The 22,602-nt window shown below is 61.7% G+C and carries 19 protein-coding genes; 8 read left to right on the forward strand and 11 right to left on the reverse strand.

The annotated features are described in order from the left end of the window. Nucleotides 1-178: 178 nt before the first annotated feature. The gene (locus AAEO81_RS20830) at nt 179-1,150 is read left to right on the forward strand and encodes an IS110 family transposase (RefSeq protein WP_341958838.1); all 972 of its coding nucleotides are present in this window, start codon (nt 179-181) and stop codon (nt 1,148-1,150) included. A gap of 64 nt (nt 1,151-1,214) precedes the next feature. Here the strand turns inward: AAEO81_RS20830 and AAEO81_RS20835 are convergent, their stop codons facing one another. From AAEO81_RS20835 to AAEO81_RS20860, 6 genes are all read right to left on the reverse strand, one after another. Then, entirely contained in the window at nt 1,215-2,486 is a 1,272-nt protein-coding gene (locus AAEO81_RS20835; RefSeq protein WP_341964583.1) for an MFS transporter, read from the reverse strand. 183 nt (nt 2,487-2,669) lie between these two features. Further along, nucleotides 2,670-3,830 carry a mandelate racemase/muconate lactonizing enzyme family protein gene (locus AAEO81_RS20840; RefSeq protein WP_341958840.1) on the reverse strand — a complete coding sequence of 387 codons (1,161 nt, stop codon included), beginning with the start codon at nt 3,828-3,830 and terminating at the stop codon, nt 2,670-2,672. A gap of 178 nt (nt 3,831-4,008) precedes the next feature. After that, complete coding sequence (locus AAEO81_RS20845; RefSeq protein WP_341958841.1) at nt 4,009-5,061, reverse strand: LacI family DNA-binding transcriptional regulator; 1,053 nt, start codon at nt 5,059-5,061, stop codon at nt 4,009-4,011. A gap of 119 nt (nt 5,062-5,180) precedes the next feature. Then, nucleotides 5,181-5,636, reverse strand: a complete 456-nt coding sequence (locus AAEO81_RS20850; protein ID WP_341958842.1) for a hypothetical protein — start codon at nt 5,634-5,636, stop codon at nt 5,181-5,183. Continuing rightward, nucleotides 5,620-6,267, reverse strand: a complete 648-nt coding sequence (locus AAEO81_RS20855; protein ID WP_341958843.1) for a DUF6036 family nucleotidyltransferase — start codon at nt 6,265-6,267, stop codon at nt 5,620-5,622. Before AAEO81_RS20855 ends, AAEO81_RS20850 begins: the two co-directional genes overlap by 17 nt. Nucleotides 6,268-6,441: 174 nt before the next feature. Then, nucleotides 6,442-8,568 carry a TonB-dependent siderophore receptor gene (locus AAEO81_RS20860; protein WP_341964584.1) on the reverse strand — a complete coding sequence of 709 codons (2,127 nt, stop codon included), beginning with the start codon at nt 8,566-8,568 and terminating at the stop codon, nt 6,442-6,444. Nucleotides 8,569-8,968: 400 nt separating this feature from the next. Here AAEO81_RS20860 and AAEO81_RS20865 point away from each other — a divergent pair, with 400 nt between their 5' ends. Both AAEO81_RS20865 and AAEO81_RS20870 read left to right on the forward strand, forming a co-directional pair. After that, nucleotides 8,969-11,134, forward strand: coding sequence for an outer membrane assembly lipoprotein YfiO (locus AAEO81_RS20865; RefSeq protein ID WP_341958844.1), 2,166 nt, complete (start codon nt 8,969-8,971; stop codon nt 11,132-11,134). A gap of 20 nt (nt 11,135-11,154) precedes the next feature. After that, entirely contained in the window at nt 11,155-11,856 is a 702-nt protein-coding gene (locus AAEO81_RS20870; RefSeq protein ID WP_341958846.1) for a DUF3142 domain-containing protein, read from the forward strand. A 252-nt stretch (nt 11,857-12,108) separates the two neighbouring features. On the opposite strand, the gene AAEO81_RS20875 is transcribed toward AAEO81_RS20870, so the two are convergent. The 3 genes from AAEO81_RS20875 to AAEO81_RS20885 are packed head-to-tail and all read right to left on the reverse strand — an operon-like array spanning nt 12,109 to nt 15,080. Continuing rightward, nucleotides 12,109-12,432 (reverse strand): hypothetical protein, encoded by a 324-nt coding sequence (locus AAEO81_RS20875; RefSeq protein ID WP_341958847.1) that lies wholly within the window; start codon nt 12,430-12,432, stop codon nt 12,109-12,111. After that, nucleotides 12,429-13,787: an acyclic terpene utilization AtuA family protein gene (locus AAEO81_RS20880; RefSeq protein WP_341958848.1), complete on the reverse strand. Its 1,359-nt coding sequence runs from the start codon at nt 13,785-13,787 to the stop codon at nt 12,429-12,431. Before AAEO81_RS20880 ends, AAEO81_RS20875 begins: the two co-directional genes overlap by 4 nt. After that, nucleotides 13,788-15,080 (reverse strand): citrate:proton symporter, encoded by a 1,293-nt coding sequence (locus AAEO81_RS20885; protein WP_341958850.1) that lies wholly within the window; start codon nt 15,078-15,080, stop codon nt 13,788-13,790. A 209-nt stretch (nt 15,081-15,289) separates the two neighbouring features. On the opposite strand from AAEO81_RS20885, the gene AAEO81_RS20890 reads away from it, so the two are divergent. From AAEO81_RS20890 to efeO (AAEO81_RS20910), 5 genes are all read left to right on the forward strand, one after another. Then, nucleotides 15,290-16,183, forward strand: coding sequence for a LysR family transcriptional regulator (locus AAEO81_RS20890; RefSeq protein ID WP_341964585.1), 894 nt, complete (start codon nt 15,290-15,292; stop codon nt 16,181-16,183). Nucleotides 16,184-16,588: 405 nt separating this feature from the next. Next, nucleotides 16,589-17,458, forward strand: a complete 870-nt coding sequence (efeU, locus tag AAEO81_RS20895) for an iron uptake transporter permease EfeU (protein WP_341958851.1) — start codon at nt 16,589-16,591, stop codon at nt 17,456-17,458. Between the two features lie 8 nt (nt 17,459-17,466). After that, nucleotides 17,467-18,675, forward strand: coding sequence for an iron uptake system protein EfeO (gene efeO, locus AAEO81_RS20900; RefSeq protein ID WP_341958852.1), 1,209 nt, complete (start codon nt 17,467-17,469; stop codon nt 18,673-18,675). A 66-nt stretch (nt 18,676-18,741) separates the two neighbouring features. Further along, nucleotides 18,742-20,064, forward strand: a complete 1,323-nt coding sequence (gene efeB, locus AAEO81_RS20905; protein WP_341958853.1) for an iron uptake transporter deferrochelatase/peroxidase subunit — start codon at nt 18,742-18,744, stop codon at nt 20,062-20,064. Nucleotides 20,065-20,091: 27 nt separating this feature from the next. Next, nucleotides 20,092-20,913: an iron uptake system protein EfeO gene (gene efeO / locus AAEO81_RS20910; protein ID WP_166598500.1), complete on the forward strand. Its 822-nt coding sequence runs from the start codon at nt 20,092-20,094 to the stop codon at nt 20,911-20,913. A 225-nt stretch (nt 20,914-21,138) separates the two neighbouring features. Here efeO (AAEO81_RS20910) and AAEO81_RS20915 read toward each other — a convergent pair whose 3' ends face one another. Beyond that, entirely contained in the window at nt 21,139-21,909 is a 771-nt protein-coding gene (locus AAEO81_RS20915) for a molybdopterin-dependent oxidoreductase (RefSeq protein ID WP_341958854.1), read from the reverse strand. Continuing rightward, nucleotides 21,902-22,525 carry a cytochrome b/b6 domain-containing protein gene (locus tag AAEO81_RS20920; protein ID WP_341958855.1) on the reverse strand — a complete coding sequence of 208 codons (624 nt, stop codon included), beginning with the start codon at nt 22,523-22,525 and terminating at the stop codon, nt 21,902-21,904. The genes AAEO81_RS20915 and AAEO81_RS20920 overlap by 8 nt, the downstream gene beginning before the upstream one ends. Nucleotides 22,526-22,602 lie beyond the last annotated feature (77 nt).

Raw genomic sequence — 22,602 nt, forward strand, 5'->3', positions numbered from 1 at the left:
CCGGGAAGCTGTTCAGCTCCTAAGGCCTCAGAGCTTACAAAGTAGATAGAGCTCCGGTTCTCCAACCTCACTCGAAAAGTCCGAACGGTATCCAGTGCGCGCCTTCGGCGTGAGCACGCATGTACAAGGCAGGACCGGGTGACGCGATGATCGTGTGCAATCGACTCTGGAGAGCGCCATGTCTGCTTTTGTTGGCATCGATATCGCCAAAAACTCATTTGATATCGCCACCCCGCTGGATAACGGGAAGTTCAGGACCAAAGCCAGGCTGGCCAATAATCCCAAGGGTTATCAGGTGCTGCTCGACTGGCTTACCACCCACTCCGAGCCCCATGCCTGGGTCGTGATGGAAGCCACCAGCGTCTACCACCAGGGCGTTGCTGATTGCCTTCACGCTCACGGATACCGGGTGTGCATCGTCAACCCTGCGATCCTCCACCAGTACGGCAAGGATGAGCTGCGCCGGGTCAAAACCGACAAGGCCGATGCAAAGCTGATCGCCCGCTATGCGCAAGACAAGCACACCAGACTGCGCGAGTGGGTGCCGGAGCCCGCGCCACGTCGGCGCTTGCGCGCGTTGGTGCGTCGACTGGAAGATTTGCAGGAAATTCAGCAGATGGAAAGCAATCGTCTGGATGTCGCCGAAGACAAGGTCAAAGCGTCGATCGAGTCGGTGATCAGCCACGTCAAGCAACAGATCGACGAGACCAGGAAAGCGATCAAAGACAATATTGACGACGATCCTGACCTGCGCCAGAAGCGCGATCTGATCGTGACCATCGACGGGCTGGGGGATACGACCGCAGCGCTGATCCTGGCCGAACTCGGCGACCCATTGGATTACAAGGGCCCCAAATCTATCGTTGCCTTTGCGGGCCTGGACCCACGTTGTGCTAGCTCGGGAGAGTCGGTAGGCCCGACCCATATATCCAAAACCGGCTCGAAAAGGCTGCGCGCCGGGCTTTACATGCCAGGCATGGCTGGCCTAAAGCACAACGCGGTGTTGCGAGAGCTAAAGACCCGGATGCGCGCCAATGGGAAAGCCCCAAAAGAGATCATCTGTGCAGCAATGCGAAAGCTGCTGCATCTGGTCTATGGCGTGCTGAAATCGGGCAAGCCGTTCGACGCAGAAATTGCGCTTGCCCGGTGATGGGCAAGACGGTATCTACGGCCTTCGGCCAGAGGCAGACCCTGTCAGGTCAGACTATTTGTCATCAACCCACCGGTCGTTGCAACACCAACCGCTGCAAACGCCCCATGCTCAAGAACGCCAGCGCACCCACCAATGCATGCGCCGCCACCACGTACATCGCTCCGGAGAACGAGCCGGTGGACTGCACGATGTAGCCGATCACGATCGGGGTGAAGATGCCCGACAGGTTGCCGAACATGTTAAACAAGCCGCCCGCCATCCCGGTGATTTCCTTGGGCGAGGTGTCGGACACCAGCGTCCAGTCCACCGCGACCACGCCTTTGCCGAAGATCGCCAGCGACATCAGGATCGTCACGACCCACATCGATTCGGTGAAGTTGCAGAACACCAGCGTCGCGCCCATGGTCATGCCGCACACCAGCGGAATCTTGCGCGCCACCGACAGCGAGAAACCCTTGCGGATCAGGTAATCGCACACCGCCCCGCCGCACAACGCGCCGAGCAGGCCGCAGATGCCGGGGATCGCCGCAATAGCGCCCGCTTCCATGATGTTCAGCCCGCGTCCTTTCACCAGGTACACCGGAAACCACGTCAGGAAGAAATACTGCAGTGAGGTGTCGCAGTATTTGCCCAAATAAATCGACCACATCATCGGGCTTTTCAACAGCACTTTCAGGTCCGAAAAACGGGGCACGAACGCGCCCTTTTCCTTCGGTTTGTCCATGTCCACCTGAGCGCCGCCTTCACGCAGGTGCTCCAGTTCGGCGCGGTTGACCGAGGGGTGTTCGGTCGGGGTTTTCACGAACTTGAACCAGATCAGGCTGACCACGATCCCCAGCCCGCCCATGAACCAGTACACGTGCTCCCAGCCGTAGCGATGGGCGATGAAACCCATGGCCGGCGCCAGCAGCACCACCGACATGTACATCGACGAGTTGAAGATCACCGTCGCCAGTCCGCGTTCCTGCAACGGAAACCATGCCGCAACAATGCGGCTGTTGGCGGGATAGACCGGCGCCTCGATCAGCCCCAGCAAAAAGCGCAGCACGAACAACGTGCCAATGGCGACCGGCACCGAGAAGAAGCCGATCATGCCCTGCGCGACGGTGATGGTGGACCAGAGAAACAACGACAGCCCGTAGACGCGCACCGAGCCGAACTTGTCGAGCAGCCAGCCGCCTGGCAACTGCCCGAGCACATAGGCCCAGGCGAACGCCGAGAACATGTAGCCCAGGGTGACGGAGTTGATGCCCAGCACTTCAGTCAGTGCGGAGCCTGTGATCGACAGCGTGGCGCGGTCGCCGACGTTGATCGCGGTGACGATGAACAGCATCGCGAGGATGCCGAAACGCACTTTGCTGCGCACGGCGGTTGCAGCACCCGCAGCCGAAGCGGCCGCGCTGGCGGTGTTGGAATGTTCCACATGAAAGCCCTCATTTTGTTGTTATAGATCGGCCACAAGAGCGCCCCGTGGGGAGGCGCTCCCGGTCATGCACACACGGTGTTCGCTGATGAATCAGGGGCGGGAACCGACCTCGGCGGTTTGCGCGGTCCAGGCATTGACCTGTTCACTCAACGACAGCCCGAGGCCCGGACGGGTCGGCACCAGCATCCGCCCGTTGCGGGTCTCCAGACGCTCGTTGAACAGCGGCTCCATCCATTCGAAATGCTCGACCCACGGCTCCGTCGGGTAGGCCGCCGCGAGGTGCACGTGCAGCTCCATCGCGAAGTGCGGCGCAAGCATCAGCCCCGCCTGTTCGGCCATGCCCGCGACCTTGAGGTACGGCGTGATGCCGCCGACCCGAGGCGCGTCCGGCATCAGGAAATCGGCGCCACGTTTGTTGATGAACTCGGCGTGTTCGGCGACGCTGGTGAGCATTTCCCCGGTGGCGATGGGCGTGTCGAACTGCTGCGCCAGGGCGGCGTGGCCTTCGGCGTCGTAGCAGTCCAGCGGCTCTTCGATCCAGATCAGGTTGAATTCTTCGAAGCGGCGGCACATGCGCTGTGCGGTCGGGCGATCCCACTGCTGATTGGCGTCGACCATCAGCGGGAAGTCATCGCCAAGGTGCTTGCGAACTGTGGCCACGCGGTGCAGGTCGATGGCGCAATCCGGCTGGCCGACCTTGAGCTTGATCCCGCCGATGCCCTTCTCCCGCGATATGTCGGTGTTGTGCAGCAGTTGCTCCAGCGGCGTGTGCAGGAAGCCGCCCGAGGTGTTGTAGCAACGCACCGAATCGCGATGGGCGCCCAGCAAACGCGCCAGCGACAGGTTGGCGCGCTTGGCTTTCAGGTCCCACAGCGCCACGTCGAAGGCACCGATGGCCTGGGTCGACAAACCGCTACGCCCCACCGACGCCCCGGCCCAGCAGAGTTTGGTCCACAGCTTGGCGATGTCGCTGGGGTTCTCGCCGATCAGCGCCGGGGCGATTTCCTTGGCGTGGGCAAACTGGCCGGGGCCGCCTGCCCGCTTCGAGTAACTGAACCCCATACCGCGATGGCCGTCGGTGGTCTCGATCTCGGCCACCAGGATGGCGATCTCGGTCATCGGCTTCTGCCGTCCGGTCAGCACCTTGGCGTCGCTGATGGGGTTGGCCAGCGGCAGGAATACCGAAGACACCTTGACCCATGCGATCTGGTCGTTATCGGAAGACGTGACGTTTTGTTGTTGTGTGAGCATTGGCAAGCGCCCCTGATTTGTCTGCAAAATCCGGTGATAGTGACTTTCATGATTGCGCAATCATTTCAGCCGATAAAAAAAGTGATCCGCCTCGAACAGGCGATCACCATGAGCCGGATCTTACACTGATTGCGCAATCATTCAACAGTACGTTTGTCGGACAATCGAAAAACGGGGTTCAGGTACTGGCGCGGTCGATCAGGGTAAAGCCGGTGTCGACGCGGACGGGGGTGGCGCTGGAGGTGTGTTCCTGAAAGCGGTCGAGCAAGGCCTGGGCGACCTGCAACCCGATGCGATTGCCATCGACGCGCACGGTGGACAACGCGGGATAGACCTGCGCCGCGCTGCTCAAATCGCCAAAGCCCATGACCGCCAGGTCTTCCGGCACCCGCAGGCCGCGACTGGCCGCTTCCGCCAGGACACCTTGGGCGACGGTGTCCGAGCTGCACACCACCACATCCGTGGCGACGCCGCGATCCAGCAGGTTCGCCAGCCCTTCCCGCCCGACTTGCAGCGTGGCAGGCGGCGCGAGGACTTCCATCGGCACATCGTCGATACCGTGTTGATTGAGTGCGGCGATCAGGCTGTGGCAACGGCGCAACCCGCGAGGGTCGCCGATGGCCACGACGGAGAAGCGCCTGTAGCCTTTTTGCAGCAGGTGCCGGGCGGTGTCCTCCCCCACTTTTTCATGGGAAAAGCCCACCAGCATGTCGATGGGGTCTTCACTCAAGTCCCACGCCTCGACCACGGGAATCCCCGCCTGCGCTAGGCGCGTGCGGCTGGATTCGGTGTGCAGCGTGCCGGTCAGCACGATGCCGTCGGGGCGCCTGCCCAGCACCGCTTCCAGCAGTTTTTCTTCCTGTTCCGCGTCATAACCGGTCAAGCCCAGCAGCGTCTGATAACCGGCCTGGGTCAGCCGGTCCATCAACGCCTGCACCGTGTCGGCGAAGATCGAGTTGGCAATCGTCGGCAGGAAAATCGCCACCAGCCGGCTCTTGTTGCTGGCCAGACCACCCGCCAGCATGTTCGGCACATACCCGGTCTTGCGCACCGCTTCGCGCACTTTTTCGCGGGTGTCCTCGCTCACCAGGTCAGGCCGATGCAACGCCCGCGACACCGTCATGGGCGACACACCCGCAACCTTGGCCACATCGATCAACGTAAGGCTGGAGGCTTTCTTCGGCTCGGACGACGACACAAGGTCCACCGACCTGCCTGATTTCTTCGGCATGAACGATTCCGGATTCAACGCTGGGGACAGGCACCGCCCGGAGAAGGCGTGCGCCGAAGGGGAATTTAACAAAGGTGGGGCGGACACGCACTGGAATAACGCAAGTGCAGGGCTCGTGATTACTTGAATGCAGTCGAGCGAGTGCCCGCGTAATGACGGGTTTGGTAAGGCAACAAGATTTGGACCTTCAATCCAAGTCCCTCGCTCAACCCCCAAGAGGCGGCCAGTTCATCGCGCCGATCGCGCAATCGCCCCTTTGGTTGACGGTGGACCTCGTGCTGGCTGCGATAGCTGTTCAGCAACAACCTCAACGAATACAACGCTTCGGACGCCCGCTCGTCGCTAAGGCACGTGAAACGCGTCATTCTCTCCATCAAATACCCGGCTCTGCGCACTCTAACCTCATCAGGGCAATCTGAGAGGAACAACCGAAGTTCCGACTCAAGGCTTGAATGTTCGTACCAGATCTCGAGCGCGGCACGGATCAACGCGCCGTCATCAGCCTCGCTCAGCGGACTGCGGCTCAAGGCGTCCAACGCTTGAGAAAGAATGTGGCGATCAGCAGCATTCGCCATCGTGAGTCTCCAGATAATCCTCCAGGATGTTCCTGAGGATCGAGGTCGGGGGTTCATGATTGCCAACATAGCAATCAATCGCCTCCAGCGCCAAGCGCTCGAAATCCGAGGCGAGGATGAACCCTGTACGAAGCAGAGCAGATATATCTCGGATGTCTTGATCGGTGCCACGACCCAGTTTGGAAATCGCGACATCGACCGGCGAGGCGATCAAGACCTGTAACGGGGCGTCGGCGCCGAATGAGGCGAGTGGAACGCCGCGTTCGAGATAATCCTCATGCAAAGGGCCAAGGCATGCGCTGAAATTGAGGTCGTAAGTCAGTTCTATGACACGACCACTGCCCTCCTCCTGAAACACTTCAGGCAGCGCAGCCAATAGCTCACGCAAGTTGACGCTGGAGGGAATGGCTACATCGACAAACTCCGCATCAACATCGGTCGAGACTCGATGGCTCGTGTACAGATGTACCGCACACCCTCCGAAAACCACGACGATGAGCGATCCGGGCGGCGAATGTTCAAATCTCAATTCACTGTCCAAAGACCGAAACATCGCGATCAGCGCTTGGCCCAGCCCAGTTTCACAGTTCAATACCGCCGGCCTCACCTGTCCCGTGCCGTCATTCATCATTGCTAATCCTGCCGCGAAGAAAACCGGCAGGAAAATTAACAATGCGAGGGCAAATCCGAAGTCAGCCGCAGGACAGGCGTCACGTAGGATTCATCGAATAGTGTTGAAGGCTATCAAGTTCGGTGGTGCACAAGCCTTATAGCCAAGATGTGTAGCTGATCGTATGCCTTCGCCTCAAAACTCCAACTTGGCCCGCGCCACCAACTGCCGTGGCTCGCCAATGGAAATGGCCGGTGAGCCGAGGCCGCTGGCGGAGGTGTAGTACTTCTCGTCGAACATGTTTTTCAGGTTGAGTTGCAGGGTCAGGTCGCGTTCGTCGAGCTTCATTTTGTAGGAGACGAAGGCGTCGGCGACTTTCGAGGACGGCAGGTGGTATTCGGTGCCTGCGCCGTCGTTGACGCCCCAGCGGCTGGCGAAACGTGCGCCGGTGCCTGCGCGCAGGTTGCCGATGCCGACGTGGCCGAAGTCGCGGGTCAGGTAGAGGGCGCCGGTGTGTCTGGACACCCCGTCCAGCGGCTCGCCCTTGAGGTTCGGGTCTTCCAGGACTTGGGTGTCGGTGTAGGCGTAGCTGCCGGTGAGGCTCCAGAATTCGTTGATCTGGCCGGTGATGTCGGCTTCCAGTCCGCGGGAGCGTACCTCGCCCGAGACCCGCGTACAGGTTTCAGTGCCGCAGGGCTCGCTGGTCTGCACATTTTTCTTGTTGATGTTGAACAGTGCGACGGTGGCGGTGATGGCATCGTTCTGGAACTTGGTGCCGATTTCATAGGACTTGCCCTCTTCCGGCGGCAGGTCGCCAATCGGCGCGGCAATCGAGGTGTTCGGGCGGAACGATTCGGTGTAGCTGCCGTACACCGACCAGTCCGGCTGGATCAGGTAGACCAGGCCCACGCGGGGCACGACCTTGCTGTCTTTCACGTCGGCACCGACCACGAACGGACGGCCTTTGCCGGTCATTTCATCGAAGGCGTCATAGCGCAGACCGGCCTGGACAATCCACTGATCGTTCAGGTGCACGGCGTCTTGCACGAAGAAGGCGTGGGTGCGCAGGTGATCGGTCTGATCGCTGTTGGGCGCGCTGGCCACGCTTGGCTGCGGGGTCACGCCATAGACCGGCGTGTTGTAGTTGAAATCGACCTTGTTGGCGCTGCGAAACAGGTCGCCCAGTTCGCGGTCGTTTTTCATGTAATCGGCACCGAACAGCAGCTCATGGCGCACGTCTCCCCAGTACAGGTTGCCCAGCATGTTGACGGTGGCGGTGTGGGCGAACTGCACGGCATCGCGGGTGGCATCGCCACGTCGGGTGACGGCGCCGGTGGTGTAGTTGGCCGAGATGAAACGCGACTGGTAGTCGTTGTAATAATTGCGGCTGTAGGCGTAGCCGGTGCGCAAGGTCCAGGTGTCGTTGAGGCGATGGTCCATGCGCAGATCCAGCGAATCGGAGCGGCCGGTGGTGACGTTGAACGGCTCGTCCAGACGGCGGTTGCGCGGGATGTCCAGCACCTTGCCGGTCTTGGTGTTGATCTGCGTGCCCCGATCGAACGGCACCGAATATTCCATGTGTTCGTAGGCCGCCGAGACCGTGGTGTCGTCGCCGTACCAGGCCAGCGACGGCGCGATCACCGACTGATCGATGCTGCCGAAATTGCGCCAGTAATCGTAGTTCTGCTTGTCGGCGATGACGCGGTACGCCAGGCCTTTGGTGCCGATCGGGCCGGTCAGGTCGATCTGCTCGCCGCCCCCACCGAAGCTGCTGCCGAACGCGGAAATGGAACGAGCATCGACCAACTGCGGTTTCTTGGTGACGACGTTGATCACGCCGCCGGGGTCCTGCACGCCGTAGAGCATCGAGGACGGGCCTTTCAGCACTTCGATGCGCTCGGTGGTCGGCGTGAAGTTACGCGCCTGCACCGACTGCATGCCGTCGCGCATGATCGAGTTGTCACGGTTGGTGCCGAAGCCGCGCTTCTGAATGGCGTCCTGAGTGCCGCCCAGGGTGTTGCCCTGCTTCACGCCGCTGACCGCGTTGATCGCTTCGTCGAGGCTGTTCGGCTGACGGTCTTCGATCACCCGGTTGGTGACCACGTTCACGGTTTGCGGCACTTCCACCAGCGGGGTTTCGGTACGAGTCGCAACCGAGGCCTTGCGCGCCTGATAGCTCGTTCGGCTGTGTTCGGTTTCGCTGACTTCGGCCTGGGAAGTGGCGTCGATGTTGACCGCGTCCAGCTGCATTTCTTCAGCGCTGGCCAGGGTGTTCAGGCCAAGGGAACACAGCAACGCCGTGACCGAACATGCCCCCAGCACGGCGGGACGAAAGGCGGGCAAGGCGGACACACGAAAACCGGATTGAGCTGTCATGAACGGAGGCACCTGAGGTGTCGAGTGGTGAAGGATCGTTCGTCGGAACGAATCTGATTCTCACTACACGGATGCCAGCAGGGTTTACCTCATAGGGTTTTGAAAATAATTTCTAAGTGCGCGACTCGTCATGGTGGGAGCCAGCTTGCTGGCGAATGCGTGGGGTAAGCGATACACCCGTATCTGGCCTACCGCTTTCGCCAGCAGGCCGGCTCCTACAGAAATCGCGATCGTCCGTGAGTTTGAGATGAAGCATCAAAATGCCACTTCATCCGCATTTCAGAAACACCCTGTATCATTCGCCGCGCCTCCCCCTCCTCTTGCGTACTGAAATCAAGGATTGTTCATGCGTACCCGCTTGCTGACCCCTCTTGCATTGATCATCGGCACGGCATTCTGTGGCTCGGCCCAGGCCAGCGGTGACGATTCCTGCTACCCCAACTGGTTGCTGCTGCGCGACTCACTGGACGTGTGCAACAACCTGGCGTTTCTCAGCCCCGGCAACGACAGCCGGGTGAACTTGCGGCTGATGCTCGCCGACCGCAAGGCGCTGGAGCTCACGCCCAACGCGCTGACCGACGATGAAGTCGCGGAAGGTTTCGGTCCGGTGCCGTTCCCCGTGGCACGTCTGGAGGCGTCGGCCGAGGAAGGCGATCAAGGCGATAATTCCAGCACGGCAGCACTGGGCGAGTTGCTGGAGAAACTGGGCCTCAAACGCGACAGCCTCGACACAGCGGGCGACGCGTTCCTGCAAGGGGAAGGCAGCCGCTGCCGCAGTAACAGCGACGACAGCGCCACAGCATTCATCCAGCACGTCGTCGAGGCGCCGCAGCTGTCCGACGCCGAGCGTCAGTCCCTGGCCCGCGCGCGCATGCAATTGTTGGAAACCTGCACATGGGAAGGCGAAAAACAGGCCGCGCTGCTGCCCACCGACGTTCAATCGGCAGAAGGCAAGGCGTTCCTCGTCTATCTGCAAGCGGCCTCGGATTTCTACAGCGGGCGCTTCGCCGCCGCCGAAACCGGGTTCGCCAGCCTGAGTGACAGCCCCCAGCCGTGGCTCAAGGAAACGGCGCTGTACATGGTCGCCCGCACCCGGCTCAACGACGCGCAAAAAGACGCGTTCGACGAGTACGGCACGATGAAGGACGGCCTCGACCCCGCGCCATTTGCGCAGGTCGCGAAAGCCATTGATCACTACCTCAGCGCCTACCCCACTGGCAGCTACGCGCAGTCCGCCAAGGGCCTGATGCGTCGGGTGCACTGGCTGTCGAAGGACCTCGATAAGCTCGCCCAGGACTACAACTGGCAACTGGCCGACGCCAAGGACGACCAGCGCAACCTGCCGGTGGACGCGTTGATTCAGGAGACCGACAACAAGCTGCTGATGCTCATGACCGGCGCTACGCCGTCGGCCCTGATCACCGCCACTCACGACCTGATGCTCATGCGGCCCGACACACAGTCGCCGCTGACCCGCGACGCGCTGCTGGCTCAGAAATCCCTCTTCGCCCAGCAACCGGCGATGTTCGATTACCTGCAAGCGGCGTTTTCGTTCTACCTCGACAAGAACCCCGCCGAGGCGCTGAACCACCTGCCGAAAGACGTGCCTGCCACCCTCGATTATTTCGCGTTCAGCCAACAGACCCTGCGCGGCTTGGCGTTGGAGGCGACCGGTGACAAAGCCGCCGCCCAGGCCTTGTGGCTGAAACTGTTGCCGCTGGCGAAACAGCCGTTGCAACGGGAACAGCTGGAACTGGCGCTGGCGATGAACTACGAACGCAGCGGGCAACTGGCCAAAGTATTCGCCAGCGACTCGCCGGTTCAGTCCGCGCAAGTGCGTTTGATCTTGCTGAGCAAGGTGGCGGATGCGCCGTTGCTGCGTCAGCAAATTGCCCAAGGCATCAGCGACAACGAGAAGGCCACCGCGCAATTCGTGCTGCTCTATAAAGAGCTGATGCACGGCCAGTACGCGGCGTTCGGCGACGACCTCAAGGCCCTGTCGGAAAAACCCGCCGACAGCAAACTTACCGCGCAATTGGGCTACGTCTACGGCGACGGCCAGAGCCTGCAACTGTTCCGCTGGAACGGCGCGAAGGCCGAATCGAGCTACGCCTGCCCCGGCATCGCCGACACCGCCGCGACGCTTCAGGCCAACGGCCAGGACCCCAACGGCTTGAACTGCCTCGGCGAATTCATCCTGCGCAACGGCCTGGACAGCATGCCGCTGGACCAGCGCCCCTCAGCCTCGCAACTCGGCGGCAGCGAACCGGGTTTCAAGGGCGATGGGTTCTCGCGTCTGGACGGCTATCAAACCGTGATCGCCGATGCCAAGGCCGGGCGTGACGAAAAAGCCTATGCGCTGTTCCGCGCGATCAACTGCTACGGGCCGTCCGGCTACAACAGTTGCGGCGGCAAGGACGTGGCGCCGCCGGTGCGCAAGGGCTGGTTCAAACAGTTGAAGAGCACCTACGCCGGGACCACGTGGGGCAAGACGTTGCAGTATTACTGGTGATAAGGCCGCTGCGTCGGGCCTTGATTGGGCTGCTGTTCTGCATTTCGACAGCGGGTCCGGCGTGGGCCTCGGTAGACGCCAGGGACTACGACGCGTTCTGGCTGTGGAGCGGCGTCGCGTCACAGCCGGTGCTGGAGCAGGCGAAGACGTTGTATGTGTTGCAGGGGCAGATTTTCGCGCCCCGGCGCGACAAACAACGGGTGGATTTCATCGCCCAGGGCATGAGCGTCACGCGGCTGCCGTCGCCGGAGTTGTGGATCGTCTACCGCGCCCACACTCTGCGCTGGCCGGACTCGGTCTATCGCCAGTTGTTCGGGCAGGTCGAACGTTGGCGGCAGGCGGGCAACGCGGTGACCGGCATCCAGATCGACTTCGACGCCCGCACCCGCTATTTGCAGGAGTACGTGACCTTCCTCAACGACCTGCGCGAGCGCCTGCCGTCGCGGTACAAACTGAGTATCACCGGGCTGATGGACTGGAGCAGCAACGCCGACCCCACCGCCATCGGGCAACTGAAAGGCGTGGTGGATGAGATCGTGGTGCAGACGTATCAGGACCGACGGAGCATTCCGGATTACCGCGCGTACCTGCCGAGGGTGAGCCGGCTGGGCGTGCCGTTCAAGGTCGGGCTGGTACAGGGCGGGGAATGGGACGCGCCGGGGTATTTGCGCGGGAGCGAAGGGTTTCGGGGGTATGTGGTGTTTCTCACGAACGGGAGGTGATGCAGCGCCGCTATTGCGGTCCTTCAATCAGGCGCTGGCCGAAGGACATATCACGCGGCAGCCCGCTTCTGGCCGAGGGCCGTGGGAGTGCCGGGGTGGCGCTCCACCTTGCCTACGATCTGGCGCGCAGCGGCAGCAAAATCGGAGCATGCGGTGAGTCAGACATATCACGCTGTTCGTGTTACGACTGCTGCGGTCGGACGCGACCCCGGAGCGATCGCAGGCAAGGTGGAGCGCCGAATCAACAGCAAATCAGCCTTCAATCTCAATATCCAGTAATGCTGCGCCCAACGCTTTGCCATGGGCATCCAGCGCCAGCGAGCGTGTCACACCACCTTTCAAAATCCCCGGCAACACGAAATTCAACGCTTGGACATTCGGCAGCTCATACCGCCGAACGGCCTCGGCGGTCGGGTCAAGCAGTTCGGCAAAGTGCGCCGCCACCCGCTCGGCCGTCAGTTGTTCGACCAGTCGCGGGTAATCCTCCACCCGGTACGCAATCACCGAAATGTTCGACGTATCGCCCTTGTCCCCGGTGCGCGAATGGGCCAGGTCGCGCAGTTTGACGACGCTCATGATGCATCCTCCAGATGAACGCGGGGCGTGACCGCTTCACGGGGCAGCAGCAACGAGGCGACCGCCACCACCTGACGCACCGCCTTGGTCGCCCCGCCGCCGCCATAAGGTCCGTTGGTGTACAAGGTTTCCACTTCGTTGCCGATCCGCACCGCTTCGGCCTTGTCGGCGCAACGGGCCGCGACCCGCAAACGCGCTTCCCACGGCTCACTCAGGGCACGCGAACCCAACTCGAAACCGTGCAACGAATCGACCCCGATCAGCTCGGCGCGCACGTCGTCAAACACCACACCGGTGATTTTCAATCGCTCCAGCACCACGTCCCGCGCCAGTTGCGCCCGGGCCAGCGCACCGGGGCCGCCGTAGGAGATCTGTCCTTCACCGATCCAGCCGTCGAGAAACCCCACCGACACTTTCAACGTCTCGGGGCGTGCGCGACCGGACGCCCCTTCGGCACGCACTTCGTTGGGCGCTACGACATTAAAAGAAACGCCCGAAAAATCCGCCGTCACATCAGGGGTCAGGTACGCGCTAGGGTTGTGCACTTCGTAGATCATCTGCTCAGTGCAGGTCGCCGTGTCGATACGTCCGCCGGACCCTGCGACCTTGCTGATCACTGCCCGGCCCTCCGCGTCGATCTCGGCCAGCGGGAAACCCAACCGCGCCAGATCCGGCACGTCTTTCACGCCGGGGTCAGCGAAATAGCCCCCGGTGATTTGCCCCGCGCACTCCAGCAGGTGACCGATCAGCGTGCCGCGCCCCAACCGCGCCCAGTCGTCCGACGCCCAGCCGAATTCGAACAGCTGAGGCGCCAAGAACAGCGAAGGGTCGGCCACGCGCCCGGTAATCACCACGTCAGCATCGGCCTTCAGTGCGTCAACAATGCCTTCAGCCCCCAGATAAGCGTTGGCGGAAATCAGCCGGTCTCCCAGCGCCTTGATCGTCGAGCCGTTGTCCAGCTTCTGTTCAGGGCTCAGCTGCGCGAGCACATCATCCCCCGTCAGCGCGGCGACTTTCAGGCCGTGCAACCCCAGCGTCGCCGCGATCCGCCGCACCTCTTTCGCGGCCGACAACGGGTTGGCCGCGCCCATGTTGGTGATCACCCGCAAGCGTTGCTGCCCCGGCTCACGGCCACGGGCCACGAACGGCAGGACGCGACGCATGCGCTCGCTCAACAACGGGTCGAAACCGGCGTCGGGATCAGTGAGCCGCGCCTGTTGCGCGAGGGCGATGGTGCGCTCGGCCAGGCATTCGAACACCAGGTAATCCAGCGCGCCTTTTTCAGCCAGCTCCACGGCCGGCTCGATGCGGTCGCCCGAGTAACCGGCGCCGGAGCCAATACGTAAAGTTTTCATTCAAAACACTCCCAGCAGCAGTGCGGTGAGGGTCATCAGCACCGATGCGCCAAACAGAAACGGGATGGTGAAACGCTGGTGGTCGGCCAGTTCGACCTTGCACAGCCCCACCAACAGAAAGGTCGCAGGGGTCAGCGGGCTGACCGGGAAACCGGTGGTGTGCACGCCCAGTAATGAAGCTTGAGCGACTTGCAGCGGATCGACGCCCAACGCGCGGCCGACTTCGGCGATCACCGGCATCACACCGAAGTAAAAGGAATCCGGGTCGAACAACAGGCTCAGCGGCATCGACAGGAAGCCCACGATCATCGGGATCAATTTGCCGTGGCCTGCCGGAATTTGCGCCACCGCGACTTCGGCCATGGCCTTGAGCATGCCGGTGCCTTGCATGATCCCGGTGAACACACCCGCCGCCAGAAGAATGCTGGCCATGGTCAGCGCGGTCTTGGCGTGGGCGTCGATGCGCGCCCGTTGGGCATCGACGTTGGGGTAGTTGATGCACAGCGCCAGCACGGTGCCGACCATGAACATCACCACCGGATCGACCCAGCCCACGATCATCACGGCCATGACTACAACGGTCAGCAGCAGGTTGAGCCAGAACAGGCGCGGACGGCGCAGCACTTCTTCCTGCTCGGTGAGGACGCGTTCGGGCACCACATCGACCTTCGCTCCGGCGCCAAGCCCCAGGCGCTTTTCTTCACGACGCCCCAGCAGCCAGGCACTGATGAAGACAAACGCCAGGCCGACGATCTGCACCGGAATCAGCGGCTGGAACAGCTCGGCCACGGGCACGTGCAAGGCGGCGGACGAACGCAACACCGGGCCGGTCCATGGCAGGAAATTCACCCCCGCCGCCATCGCCGCGACGCAGGCCAGAATCCGCCGGTCGATGCCCAGCCGCGTGTACAGCGGCAGCATGGCCGGGATGGTCACTAGAAAAGTCACCGCGCCCGAACCGTCGAGGTGGACCAGCAACGCCAGCAGCGCCGTGCCGACGACAATCCGCGTCGGACGCGTGCCCACCGTGCGCAGGATGCGGTCGATGATCGGGTCGAGCATGCCTGCGTCGGTCATCACTCCGAAGAATAGGATGGCGAACACGAACATGCCGACCACAGGGGCGACGTTCTTGATGCCGGTGATGATGAACCCGCTGGTTTGCAGACCGAAGCCGCCGATGAGCGCGGCGACGATCGGCAAGGCGATCAGGGCAACCAGGGGCGAGAGGCGCTTGCTCATGACGGCGGCGAGCAAACAGAGAATGGTGATGACACCGAGGGTGGCGAGCATGGGCGAGTCCTTGTCATTCCTGTCCGAAGGGCGGCGGAACGAGCTGTTGTTGTTTTCAACGAGTATCGAAACGGGGGTAAGCTTTGTAAATTGAAATGTTCGATGGTCTGCGTTCGTAAAAACAGAACGTGGCAGGTATGCCGCAGAGCGTCGAACGGTGCGTGCCCACGCAGAGCGTGGGAACGATCAACCCCATCATCGAGGCCCGCATGAAAAACTCGATCCAGCACATCCGCGCCTTTCTGGCCGTCGCCCACAGCGGCAGCTTCGCCAAAGCGGCCCTTGAACTGAACCTCTCGCCGTCCGCCCTGACCGTGCAAATCCAGCAACTGGAAGAATGGCTCGGCGTCACCCTGCTGGAGCGCAGCCCGCGCCAAGTCAGCCTCACCGCTGCCGGGCAGAACAACCGCGGGCCGATGGAAAAACTGCTGCTGGACCTGGACAACATCGTCAGCGGCTCGCGGGATCTGGCGGCGTTGCGTCGCGGGGTGGTGACCGTGGCGGCTCTGCCCTCTCTGTGTTCCGGCGCCCTGCCACCGATGCTCAAGGCCTTCCGCGAGCAATTCCCCGGCGTCGAAGTACGGCTGCGGGACGTAGTGGCTCAGCGCATCGATGCGTTGGTGCGCGACGGCGAAGTGGATTTCGGGCTGGGGGTGCGGGCGCGCATGAGCCACGGGCTGGCGTTCGAGGTGGTGATGGAGGACCGTTTAAGCCTGTTCGTGCCCCTCGATCATCCGCTGGCCAAACGGCGTTCGATTGCGCTGTCCGACATCGCCGGCGAACCGATCATCCTCACCGGCCGCGACAGCAGCGTGCGCGAAAAAGTGGAGCAACTGTTCGCCGAAGAAGGCCTGACCCTGACACCGGGACTGGAAGCGAACTACATGTCCACGGTCATGGCACTGGTGCGGCAAGGGCTGGGGATGACACTGCTGCCGGAATCCGCCGACGAAGGCCGGGGCGATCTGGCACAAGTGCGGGTCGAGCATGCGGGGGTGAATCGGGAGATCGGATTGATCACGCGGGTGGGGTTCGGAATGAGTCCGGCGGCGGAAAAGTTCGTTGACATGATGAAAAGATCACTGCCTCCACGCTCCAACTGACAAAACGCAACCCGCTTCTGCCGAAGGCGTAGGAGTTGGCTTGCCTACGATCTGGCGCATAGCGGCGGTAAAGTCGGTGTTAACGGTGTGTCAGGTGTATTGAGTCGTCAGGTTTTACTGCCGCTACGCGCCAGATCGCAGGCAAGCCGGCTCCTACGGCCTCCGGCCAGAATCAAAAGCAAGCGTACGCCACCGACCTTCTTGCAGCTTGTAGCTCGAAGCTCGCCGCTCGCCGCTGCTCCCGTGGCTGAACGCCACCTGAACACCTGCACAAATCCGGGAAAAAGCAAAAAAACAAGTATGCTCATTCAATAATGAGTATCATTATGTTACACATTGCCTGAATGCGAATGGCTTGCGACCGTGTTCAGGCTGCACACCCTATCAGATTTACACCGGTGATAAATGCTCGTTCCTTTTTTGATCATGTTGCGCGAAGGGATTGAAGCCGCGCTTATCGTAGGCATCATTGCCAGCTACCTCAAACAGACCGGCCGTGGCGAGTGGATGCCCGCCGTCTGGATCGGGGTGTTCCTCGCGGCGGCGTTGGCGCTGTTCGTCGGGGGCGGCCTGGAATTGGTCAGCGCCGAATTCCCGCAGAAACAACAGGAACTGTTCGAAGGCGTGGTCGGCCTGATCGCTGTGGTCATCCTCAGTTCGATGGTCGTCTGGATGCGCAAAGTGGCGCGCTCGGTCAAACATGACCTGCACCAATCCCTGGACGCCGCCCTCGCCGGTTCGAAAAACCAGACCTACGCGCTGATCGGCATGGTGTTCTTCGCCGTCGCCCGTGAAAGCCTCGAAACCGTGTTCTTCCTGCTGGCCGTGTTCCAGCAGAGTGAAGGCGTGTCCGGCCCGCTCGGCGCGCTGTTCGGCCTGATCATCGCGGTCGCCATCGGTGTGGCCATCTATAAAGGCAGCCTGCGCCTGAACCTGAGCCGCTTCTTCCGCTACACCGGCTTGTTCATCCTCATCGTGGCCGCTGGCATTCTGTCCAACTCCGTGCGTTCGCTGCACGAAGCCGGGGTCTGGAACCACTTCCAGGACGTGGTCTTCGACATCAGTGCGACCTTGCCGATGGACGGCCCGACCGGATCGGTGCTGGCTGGCATGTTCGGTTATCAGGATGCCCCGACCGTCAGCGTGCTGGTGGCGTACCTCGCCTACCTGGTCTTCGCGCTGTTCCTGTTCTTCAAGCCGCAGGCGCGGGTGGTGAGTCTGCCCACCCGACCGGCCCATGAACACGGCCACTCTTCCTCAGTTACGAACAAATAAGGGCAACCATGACCAGTCAGACCGGCCTTCCTCCGCAGAAAGCCAAGCCTAAACGCGCCCTGCAATTTGCCGTCGCAGGTTCCGTGCTGCTGATGATCGCCGCAGGCGCCATGTTCTATTTCGCCTCGCAAGCCGCGCAGAAAAAGCGCATCGCCAACGGCGGCAATGAAACCGTGGTGACCATTAACGCCAAGAGCTGCGAGCCGAACGCCATCACCGTGCCTGCGGGCAAGCATGCGTTCCGAATCGTCAACGCCTCCGAGCGTGCCGTTGAGTGGGAAATCCTCGACGGCGTACTGGTGGTCGAAGAGCGCGAAAACATCGTTCCCGGCCTGAGTCAGATCATCAACGCCAACCTGCAGCCAGGCGATTACGCGATCACTTGCGGCCTGCTGAGCAACCCGCGCGGCACTCTGCACGTGACGCCAACCGCTGAATCCGAAGCCGCTGCGAAAGCCCGTCCTTCGATGGTCGCCTTTATCGGCCCGCTGTCGGAGTACCGCGTCTACCTGAGCACCCAGAGCAGCGCGCTGATCCGCGCCACCGCCGATCTGCAACAGGCCATCGACAGCGGCGATCTGGCCGCCGCGCAGAAAGCCTACGCCCCGGCCCGCGCCGCGTATCAGCGGATTGCGCCCGCCGCGCAGCGCTTGGCCGAGCTGGACAATGCGATCAACGCCCGCGCCGACTATTTCGAGAAACGCGAGCAGGACGCTGGTTTCAGCGGCTTCCACCGCATCGAATTCGGCCTTTTCTCGCAGAAATCCGTGGACGGCCTGTCGCCCGTTGCGCAGAAGCTGCAAGCCGACATCGCGACGCTGAAAACCCAATTGCTGGCCCAAAGCATCGCGCCTGAGCAACTGGCGAGCATGGTGGTGCGCAACATGCGCAGCCTGGCCGACATCCGCAGCAACGGCGAAGAAGAGCGTTACAGCCACCTCGACGTCAGCGGTTTCGCCGCCAACCTGGAAGGCACTCGCAAAGTCATCGAGCTGTTGCGTCCACTGCTGGCCAGGAACTGGGGCGAGGTGCTGAAGAAGATCGACGACGCCAGCACCGCACTGGACGACCAGTTGCTGATGCTCAAGACCGAAAACGGCTACAAGCCGTACGACCAGGTCGGCACAGAACAACGCAAACAAATCGCAGACAAGGCCAAGGCGCTGGCCGATGCACTCGATGGAATCGATCCGGCCCTGGGCCTCACTGGCCTCTAAGCGTGCCCTGGCGGGTGCCCCTCTGCACCCGCCCGGCCCTGAAACCCGAGCGAAGAAACTATCCACATGAAAGACTCCGATTCGTCCAACGCCCCGATTTCCGCTGAACGCCGCCGTGTCCTGATGGGCCTTGGCGCTGCCGGTGCTGCTATTGCCGGTGCCAGCCTGAGCGGCAATGCCCTCGCAGCCACCAGTGCCCCGGCGCAAGTGACCGAAGCCCCGAAAAGCGAAAAGACCCAAGATCGCAACGAGTTCCACGGTGTGCATCAGACCGGCATCGTCACCCCGCGCCCGACGGCGGGCATGGTGGTGGCCTTCGACGTGCTGGCCCAGGACACCGACGACCTCGAACGCCTGTTCCGCACGCTCAACGAGCGCATCACGTTCCTGATGACCGGCGGCGCCGTGCCTCAGGTCGATCCGAAGCTGCCGCCGCTGGACTCCGGCATTCTTGGCCCGGTGGTCACCCCGGATAACCTGACCATTACCGTGTCGGTCGGCGACTCGCTGTTCGACGAGCGTTTCGGTCTGGAGCACGTCAAGCCCAAGCGCCTGCAACGCATGGTCGGTTTTCCCAACGACGCCCTCGAAGCGGCCTGCTGCCATGGCGACCTGAGCATTCAGTTCTGCTCCAACGCGCCGGACAGCAACATTCACGCCCTGCGCGACATCGTGAAAAACCTGCCGGACCTGCTGTTGGTGCGCTGGAAGCAGGAAGGCACCGTGCCCGCCCAGGCCCCGCTCAAACCAGGCCAACCGCCTGAGAGCGCGCGCAATTTCCTCGGCTTCCGCGACGGCTCGGCCAACCCGGATTCCAACAACCAGAAGACCATGAACGAACTGGTCTGGGTGCAAGCCGGCAGCGACGAGCCCGCCTGGGCCGCCAACGGCAGCTATCAGGCCGTGCGCATCATTCGCAACCTGGTCGAGCGCTGGGACCGCACCCCGTTGCAGGAACAGGAAGCGATTTTTGGCCGGGTCAAAACCACCGGCGCGCCTATGGATGGCAAGACCGAAACCGACGTCCCGGATTACACCAAGGACCCGGAAGGCAAGCTCACCAAACTCGACGCTCACATCCGCCTGGCCAACCCGCGCACGGCCGAAAGCCAGCGCAACCTGATCCTGCGCCGTCCGTTCAACTACTCCAACGGCGTGATGAAAAACGGCCAGCTGGACATGGGCCTGTTGTTCATCTGCTACCAGTCGGATCTGGAAAAAGGCTTTATCACCGTGCAGACCCGCCTCAACGGCGAGCCGCTGGAGGAGTACCTGAAGCCGGTCGGTGGCGGGTATTTCTTCACCTTGCCGGGTGTGAAAGACAGCAACGATTTCATAGGTCGGTCGCTGATGGCCGCTGCCTCCGCTGTAAAAACAAAAACTGCCTGACAACCCTTACCTCACAGGAAGAGCTCCATGAAAAAGTCGCCTCTCGCGCTGTTGGTTACCCTTGGCTTGTTGCAGACCCCGTCCGTGTTCGCGGCGACGGCACCGCTGGACCTGGTGACCCCAGTGTCCGACTACAAAATTTACGTGACTGAAAACGTCGACAAGCTGGCCGCCGATACGCAGAAGTTCACCGACGCGATCAAGAAAGGCGACCTGGCCACCGCCAAGAAGCTGTACCCGACCACTCGCGTTGCCTACGAGTCCATCGAGCCGATCGCCGAGCTGTTCGACGACCTGGACAAGTCGATCGACTCCCGCGTTGACGACCATGAGAAAGGCGTAGAAGCCGAAGACTTCACCGGCTTCCACCGTCTGGAGCACGCGCTCTTCGAAAAGAACACCACCAAGGATCAAGGCGCGCTGGCTGACAAGCTGATGGCTGACGTCAAAGACCTGCAAGCGCGCATCGCTGACCTGACCTTCCCGCCAGAGAAAGTCGTGGGTGGTGCAGCGGCGCTGCTGGAAGAGGTCGCGGCGACCAAGATTTCCGGTGAAGAAGACCGGTACAGCCACACCGACCTGTATGACTTCCAGGGCAACGTAGACGGCGCGAAGAAAATCGTCGACCTGTTCAAGCCGCAATTGGAGAAGTCGGACAAGGCGTTCGTGGCCAAGGTCGACAAGAACTTCGCCACCGTGGACAAGATCCTGGCGAAGTACAAAACCAAGGATGGCGGTTTCGAAACCTATGACAAGGTGAAAGAAAACGACCGTAAAGCCCTGACCGGCCCGGTCAACACCCTGGCAGAAGACCTGTCGCAAATGCGTGGCAAACTCGGTCTGAACTGAGTTTCAACGCGTTAAAAAACCGCCTGCCGATCACTCGCCAGGCGGTTTTTTTTGTCCGTTGAGTCGGGCACGGTCTCACTCTGTAGGAGCGAATTCATTCGCGAGTAGCCATCCCAGTCGGTACATCCCTATCGACTGGACAATTTTTCGCGAATGAATTCGCTCCCACGGGGGGTCAGCGGCGCATGAAGGTGTTGAGGCAGACACAGGGGGAACATCGCCAGCCTAAATCCCGCTGAACCAGTTGTACCCCTGATCTTCCCAATACCCCCCCGGATAATCGTTGGTCACAAAGATCTCGACGATGTGTTTGGGGTTCTTGAAGCCCAATTTGGTCGGCACGCGGATGCGCAGCGGGTAGCCGTAGCTCGGCGGCAACGCGACCTCGCCAAAGTCCAGCGCCAGCAGGGTTTGCGGGTGCAAGGCGGTGGGCATGTCCAGACTGGAGTAGTAACGGTCCGCGCATTTGAAGCCGACGAATTTGGCCGAGGTGTCCGCGCCGACGTGCTCAAGGAACGTCTTCAGCGGCACCCCGCCCCACTGCCCGATGGCGCTCCAGCCTTCGACGCATATCAACCGCGTGATATCGGTGCGTTGCGGGAGTTTGCGCAGGCCGTCGAGGGTCCACGGGGCCTTCTCTCGCACCAGCCCGGAGACGCCGAGTTTCCAGTCGGCCACGTCCAGGTCGGGGATGTCGTCCTCGCCGTAGAACGCGTTGAACGGGAACGGGTTGCGAATCTGCTCCTTGGCGAAGGTCGGCGCCAGTTTCTGTCCGCTGAACAGCCAGGCTTGCACCCGGTCGTTAAAGCGCGACATGCTCCACAGCACTTTGTCCACCTGATCGCCGTCCTGCAGGTTGCAGCCACTGAGCATGGCCATCGCGCCCACGGTCAGGCCGCCTTTGAGGAAGTGACGGCGTTGCAGGTTTTCCAGCTGAATCTGTTGCGCCGGTTCCAGCTTGATGCGCTGGATCGCGCGTTTTTTCGGTTCAATCATGTTCGCCCTTCCCGCTTTCCATCACACGCGTGCCGCCGGTGATCATCGGCAACAGGGTTTTCGGCACCAGCAACACCAGCGCCAGGTGCACCACGACAAACGCGCCAATCGCCGCCATCGCGCCGAAATGCACGAAGCGGGCAAAGTCGTAGCCGCCGAACAGCGCGGTCAATTCCTGCAACTGGATCGGTTTCCAGATCGCCAGCCCCGATACTACGATCAGCACGCCCGCCGCCAGCACCAGCCAATACATCAAGCGCTGGACGGCGTTGTACACGCCCTTTTCGTGCTTGAGGCGAAAGCGCAAGGCGTCCACCAGATCGCGTTTGACCGCCTTGGGGGTGACAGGCAGGAAGTCACGCTTGAAGTGCTTGCTGAGCAGGCCGTACGCCACGTAGATCAGGCCGTTGATCACCAACAGCCACATCACCGCGAAGTGCCAGGCCAGCGCGCCGCCGAGCCAGCCACCGAGGGTGAAATCCCGGGGGAAGGAAAAGCGAAACAGCGGCGACGCGTTGTAAATGCCCCAGCCGCTCATGAACATGCAGACCATGCCAAAGGCGTTGATCCAGTGCGTGAGGCGAATGGGCCAGGAATGAATGCTGTTTTTTTTCATGGTGTGAGGCTCATTCAGGAAGGCTCAAGACAACCTATAGCCATCGGCATCGCGAGCAAGCTCACTCCTACAGTTGA

Origin of the sequence: Pseudomonas sp. RC10 (assembly GCF_038397775.1) — a bacterium.
In the GTDB taxonomy this organism is placed as follows: domain Bacteria; phylum Pseudomonadota; class Gammaproteobacteria; order Pseudomonadales; family Pseudomonadaceae; genus Aquipseudomonas; species Aquipseudomonas bambusae.